3 protein-coding genes and 1 pseudogene are annotated in these 5,917 nt (G+C 69.8%); 2 read left to right on the forward strand and 2 right to left on the reverse strand.

What is annotated here, in order from left to right; all coding sequences use genetic code 11:
* Positions 1–1,120, reverse strand: a pseudogene (locus NB3_RS33630) (hypothetical protein); the annotation flags it as partial.
* 677 nt (positions 1,121–1,797) lie between these two features.
* On the opposite strand from NB3_RS33630, the gene NB3_RS33635 reads away from it, so the two are divergent.
* Positions 1,798–2,490 (forward strand): response regulator transcription factor, encoded by a 693-nt coding sequence (locus tag NB3_RS33635; RefSeq protein ID WP_067811516.1) that lies wholly within the window; start codon positions 1,798–1,800, stop codon positions 2,488–2,490.
* Entirely contained in the window at positions 2,487–3,734 is a 1,248-nt protein-coding gene (locus tag NB3_RS33640; RefSeq protein ID WP_067811519.1) for a sensor histidine kinase, read from the forward strand. The genes NB3_RS33635 and NB3_RS33640 overlap by 4 nt, the downstream gene beginning before the upstream one ends.
* Before the next feature lie 3 nt (positions 3,735–3,737).
* On the opposite strand, the gene lepA is transcribed toward NB3_RS33640, so the two are convergent.
* Complete coding sequence (lepA, locus tag NB3_RS33645; protein WP_067811521.1) at positions 3,738–5,615, reverse strand: translation elongation factor 4; 1,878 nt, start codon at positions 5,613–5,615, stop codon at positions 3,738–3,740.
* Positions 5,616–5,917 lie beyond the last annotated feature (302 nt).

Consider the following 5,917-nt stretch of genomic DNA (forward strand, 5'->3'; position numbering starts at 1 on the left):
CGGACTGCCCGACGCCGGACGCCGCCGACGACTGCGTGCCGGAGCCTCCCGACGACGTGAGCCCGCCGAGCAGTCCGGAGTGGCCGGTGCTCAGCGCGTTCGGCTGGGCGGCCGCGCTGTCGGTGCCGTTCGGCACATGGATGCCGTCGGCCAGCCAGTCGGTGTACTCGTCGAGCTGGTCGCCGACGTGCCCGACCCCGACGTCGACCTTCATCTCGGAGGTGAAGTAGATCCCGTTCGGGCCGAGCCCGAAGTCGACCGACCACTGGGTGCCGACGAACATCCCGAGATCGCCGCCATGACCAACGCCGTCGAACGGATCTCCCGCCGCGTGCGCCGCACCGGCGCCGCTGTTGCCGGGCAGGTCGAAGACGGTGGAGCCGGGCGCGACGAAGCCGTTCGCGCCGGGCAGGCCGAAGCCGTGCCCGGCCTGGCCGAGCCCGTGGCCGGGCAGGCCGAACCCGTGCCCGCCGGGCGCGTCGGATTCACTCACGGCGTCGGACCGGACGCCGGGCAGCGAGAAACCGTGGGCCCCGTGGCCCTCGGTCCCCGGAATGGACAGTCCGCTGGCGCCATCCTCGTCGGCGCCGGGGATGCCGCCGAGCCCGGGGACGCCGCCGCCGGAATGTCCGGGCAGTTGCATCCCGTGCGCGCCGGACTCGCCGGGCAGCGTCGGCAACGGCATGCCCGCGTCGGTACCGCTGTAGTCACCGCCGAGCGTCGGCAGCGCGGGCGCGGAGCCCGCTCCGGTGCCGGGCAGGGCGAAGCCCGGCGCGGGGCCGGCCGGTCCTGGAACCGGGTTGCCATGTGCCACCGGAACATTCGAGCCGTGCGAGGAGAACGGCGTCGGCTCGACGACCGGATCGGGGAAGGTGATCACCGGGCTCGGCTGATCCGGATCGGGATCGGTGCTGTGCGCCCAGCCGGTGTGCCAGCTGTCGAGACGGGATTCGCCGGGCTGCGCCGGAACGCCGCCGCCGTTGGCGGCCACCAGCGCGCCGCCGGTGACATAGGCGCCCGCCCGCGCGACCCGGGCGACGCCGGTGGCCACACGGTAGGCGGTGTCGCCCGCGCGCTCGGCGCCTTCGGTGTCGTCGTCGAAGGGCAGATCACGCGTCATAGAAGCTCCACTCTCGGTTGTCCAGCATCCTCACCGCGCCGGTCCGAGCAAGTGAAGATCACCCAACAGTATTTCGGGAATACCGCCCTGTCACATTCTCCAGGTCTGGAGCGAACGCGACTGTGGTGGGCAACACAACCCTGCCATCCGGATTACCGGATCGGAAGCCCCATTTCCGGCGGCTGTCCGGACCGCGCGCAGCTCTAATAGACACCGCCACCAGGCCCGATCCATACCGTGCCGAGCGCACGGCGGCAGAACCGATGGAGCTCCGAAGGTTGCCGGCGGAGTGCCGAAGTGACGCTCTCTACCGTCGAACTCGGCAAACCAGCCGTTCGGCGGCACGGACGCCCGGGGAGCCGAGGGATTAACCGGACGGCTGTCGAACCCGATCGACTCCCGCTCCCCCGCTTGCCGGTAACGCCGAGTCCGGTTGGCGGTGCACGTCCGTTACAAGTTTTCGCCGTGGTCAATGCCTCATTTTCCGGCCCGGCGCATCGCGTTCGGCGGACGCACCGCCCAGCCGGGTTGCGATCTGCCGAGCGGCCGCCTGCGTCGAGACTGCCGCGCCGCCATGCTCGGGGTCGGCCCCCGAATCGGGCCATTTCCCGGCTGCTCGCCGCTCCCGCCTACACAGTCACCACCGTGATCTCAGACTGTGGGATTAGATTGACCCCATGGCCGGTCACCGAATCTTGGTCGTGGACGACGAAGTTCGCGTCCTCGCGTCGTTGCGGCGGGGGCTGGAACTCTCCGATTTCGAGGTCGTCACCGCGGCCGACGGCGCCGAGGCGCTGAGCATGGTCCGCGCCACCACGCCCGACGCGATGGTGCTCGACGTCAACCTGCCGGAACTCGACGGCGTCGGCGTGGTCACCGCGCTGCGGGCGATGGGAGACGACATCCCGATCTGTGTGCTCAGCGCGCGCACCGCGGTCAGCGACCGGATCGCCTGCCTGGAGCGGGGAGCCGACGACTACCTCACCAAACCGTTCGATCTGGGCGAGCTGGTCGCCCGGCTGAACGCGCTGCTGCGGCGCAGGCGCCAACCGGTGGACCGCCCCGACCGGGCGCGCACGGTAGGTCAGGTGCGCATCGACCCCGCCGGGCGCCGGGTGCTGGCCGCGGGCAGGCCGGTGGACCTGACGAAGCGGGAATTCGAGGTGCTCGCCCTGCTCGCCGAGCACATCGGGGTGGTGCTCGACCGCGAGCAGATCCTGTCCGCCGTGTGGGGCTACGACTTCCCCACCGACACCAATGTCGTCGACGTGTTCGTCTCCTACCTGCGACGCAAGCTGGAGGCGAACGGCGTGCCCCGCGTGATCCACACCGTGCGCGGCGTCGGCTTCGTCCTCCGGGAGGAACCATGAGCGGATCGCCGTCGCTGCGCACTCGGGTAGCGGTCGTGTCGGGCGTGGTCGCGGCACTGGTCGCGCTCACCTTGACGATCACCTTCGCCGCCCTGCTCGGCGCCACCGGTGAACGTCAGCTGGACGAGACCGTCGCATCGATGGCGGTGCGGGTCGCCGGGCCGCGCGAAGCCGCTCCAGGGCAACCCGCTCCGCCGTCCGCGGCGACGCTGTCCCCCGAGCAGGCGCCCGTGGACGCGGGCAGGCCCACCGACGCGGCGATCGCCCGGGTCGACGGACTGCCCGGCGTGCTGGTCGCGCTCGATCCCGACCGCGACGTGGTGGAGGCGGCCATTCATCGCAGCCAGCGCGTCGGGCTCGGCATCGGCGTGGCGGGTGCGCTGCTGGCCGCCCTGCTCGGCTGGTTCCTCGCCGGATTCGCCGCACGCCCGCTGCGTCGACTGGCCGACGCCACCCATCGCATCGACACGTTGGAGGAACTGCCGCCGCTGTCCGGCCGCGGCGCGCGGGAAGCCGAGGAACTCTCCGACGCGATCACCCGCATGCTCGCCCGGCTGGAAGCCGCCCACCGCGCCACCCAGCGGGCGCTGACCGGCGCGCGCGACTTCGCCGCGATCTGCGCGCACGAGTTGCGCACGCCGCTCACCGCGCTGCGCACCGACCTGCAAGTACTGGCCACCAAAGAGATTCCGGAACAGCAGCGCGGCGCGATCCTGTCCGAGGTCCTCTCGGCCGAGCGGCAGATCGAGAACACACTCACCGACCTGGAACGCCTCGCGGTCGGCGAACTCACCGAACCGGACGTCTTCGAGCCGTTCGACCTCTGCGACACCCTGGACCGGGCAGTGCACGACGCCCGCCGCAGGCATCCCGGGGTGCGGGTGGAACTCGCCGAATGCGCGCCGATCACGATGACCGGGCTGCCGGGCGGCGTCATGCTGATCGTCACCAATGCCGTCGCCAACGCCGTGCAGCACGGCGAAGCCGCGACCGTCACCGTCAGCGCGCGATCCGGCCCGCGGGACATGGTGGAGATCAGCGTGGACGACGACGGTCGCGGCATCCCCGAGGCACTGCGCGGCGACGCCTTCGACCGGTTCGTCAAAGGCCCCGGCTCCCACGGCTCCGGTCTCGGACTGGCCCTGGTCCGCCAGCAGGCCGAATTGCATTCCGGCGACGTAGAACTCGGCGAGAGTCCGCTGGGCGGCGCCCGCCTGCGCGTACGGCTGCGCGCGACGGGCTGACCGCTACTTCTTGTCCTTCGGCTTGTCCGATGCGGCGTCCGAGGACAGCGCGGCCACGAAGGCTTCCTGCGGGACGTCGACACGGCCGATCGTCTTCATCCGCTTCTTGCCTTCCTTCTGCTTCTCCAGCAGCTTGCGCTTGCGGCTGATGTCACCGCCGTAGCACTTGGCCAGCACGTCCTTGCGGATGGCGCGGATGTTCTCGCGGGCGATGATCTTCGACCCGATCGCGGCCTGAATGGGCACCTCGAACTGCTGGCGCGGGATCAGCTCGCGCAGCTTGGTGGTCATCTTGTGGCCGTAGGCCTGGGCGGCGTCGCGGTGCACGATCGCGCTGAACGCGTCCACCGCCTCGCCCTGCAACAGGATGTCCACCTTCACCAGCTGCGACTCCTGCTCGCCCGCCTCCTCGTAGTCCAGGCTGGCGTAACCGCGGGTGCGCGATTTCAGCGAATCGAAGAAGTCGAAGATGATCTCCGCCATCGGCATGGTGTAGCGCAGCTCGACGCGGGTCTCCGACAGATAGTCCATGCCGCCGAGCTCGCCGCGGCGGGACTGGCACAACTCCATGATCGAGCCGATGAACTCGCTCGGCGCGATGATGGTGCACTTCACCACCGGCTCGTAGACCTTGCGGACCTTGCCCTCCGGCCAGTACGAGGGATTGGTGACGACGTGCTCGGCGCCGTCCTCCATCTCCACCCGGTACACCACGTTCGGAGCGGTGGAGATCAAGTCCAGGTCGAACTCGCGCTGCAAGCGTTCGCGCGTGATCTCCATGTGCAGCAGGCCGAGGAAGCCGCAGCGGAAGCCGAACCCCAGCGCGACCGACGTCTCCGGCGTGTAGGTCAGGGCGGCGTCGTTGAGCTGCAACTTCTCCAGCGCGTCGCGCAGGTCGGGATAGTCGGAGCCGTCCACCGGATACAGGCCGGAGTACACCATCGGGCGCGGCTCGCGATATCCGGTGAGCGGTTCGCTCGCGCCGCCGCGCGCACCGGTCACCGTGTCGCCGACCTTGGACTGGCGCACGTCCTTCACGCCCGTGATCAGATAGCCGACCTCGCCGACGCCGAGTCCCTGGGTCGGTTTCGGCTCCGGCGAGACGATGCCGATCTCCAGCAGCTCGTGGGTGGCGCCGGTGGACATCATCTTGATCTTCTCGCGCGGGGTCAGCTTGCCGTCCACCACGCGGACGTAGGTGACCACGCCGCGGTAGGTGTCGTAGACCGAGTCGAAGATCATCGCGCGGGCGGGCGCGTCCGCCTCGCCCACCGGCGGCGGCACCTGGGCGATCACCTGGTCGAGCAGATCGGCCACACCCTCGCCGGTCTTGCCGGAGACACGCAGCACATCCGACGGGTCGCAGCCGACGATGTGCGCCAGTTCGGCGGCGTAGCGCTCCGGGTCCGCGGCGGGCAGGTCGATCTTGTTCAGCACCGGGATGACCGTCAGGTCCTTGTCCAGCGCCAGGTACAGGTTGGCCAGCGTCTGCGCCTCGATCCCCTGCGCGGCGTCGACCAGCAGGATCGCGCCCTCACACGCCTCCAGCGCCCGCGACACCTCGTAGGTGAAGTCGACGTGGCCGGGCGTGTCGATGAGGTGCAGCACGAAATCGGTGCCCGCGTGGTCGCCCGTCCGAGGCGTCCAGGGCAGCCGCACGTTCTGGGCCTTGATGGTGATGCCGCGCTCACGCTCGATGTCCATCCGGTCCAGATACTGCGCACGCATCTGCCGCTCCTCGACCACACCGGTCAGTTGCAGCATCCGGTCGGCCAGCGTCGACTTGCCGTGGTCGATGTGCGCGATGATGCAGAAGTTCCGGATCCGGGCAGGATCGGTGAACGTCGTGTCGGCGAAGCTGGCGGGCACTCCACTCCTCATGGGTATCGGCAAACTGCCGTCTATCGTCCCATGATGCTGGGTTGGTTTTTGCAGCGCCTTCGGCGCTGCGTGTTCGCGGCCCCGGGAAGTCTCGCGTCCGAGCGACCGAGACTCGCGACTGCGTCGCATGCGCTTCGGTCACTCGGACGCGAGACGGGCCGCGAACGGTGCTCGTAAGACTCGCACCCTTGGCGGGTCAAGAGTGTGATCGAGCTGCGGATCCTTCCTTTACCGGGGGGAAATGGGCGGACGCGGCTGAGCCGGGGATGAGCCAGTGGATACGTCGCCCACGAGCCGGGGGT

The sequence above is a fragment of the Nocardia beijingensis NBRC 16342 genome (genome assembly GCF_001612785.1).
Taxonomy (GTDB): Bacteria; Actinomycetota; Actinomycetes; order Mycobacteriales; family Mycobacteriaceae; genus Nocardia; species Nocardia beijingensis.

Excerpts from the sequence above, each read along its gene's own strand:
- NB3_RS33635 (WP_067811516.1), top strand. The coding sequence starts at position 1,798 with ATGGCCGGTCACCGAATCTTGGTCGTGGACGACGAAGTTCGCGTCCTC.
- NB3_RS33640 (WP_067811519.1), top strand. The coding sequence starts at position 2,487 with ATGAGCGGATCGCCGTCGCTGCGCACTCGGGTAGCGGTCGTGTCGGGC.
- lepA (WP_067811521.1), bottom strand. The coding sequence starts at position 5,615 with ATGAGGAGTGGAGTGCCCGCCAGCTTCGCCGACACGACGTTCACCGAT.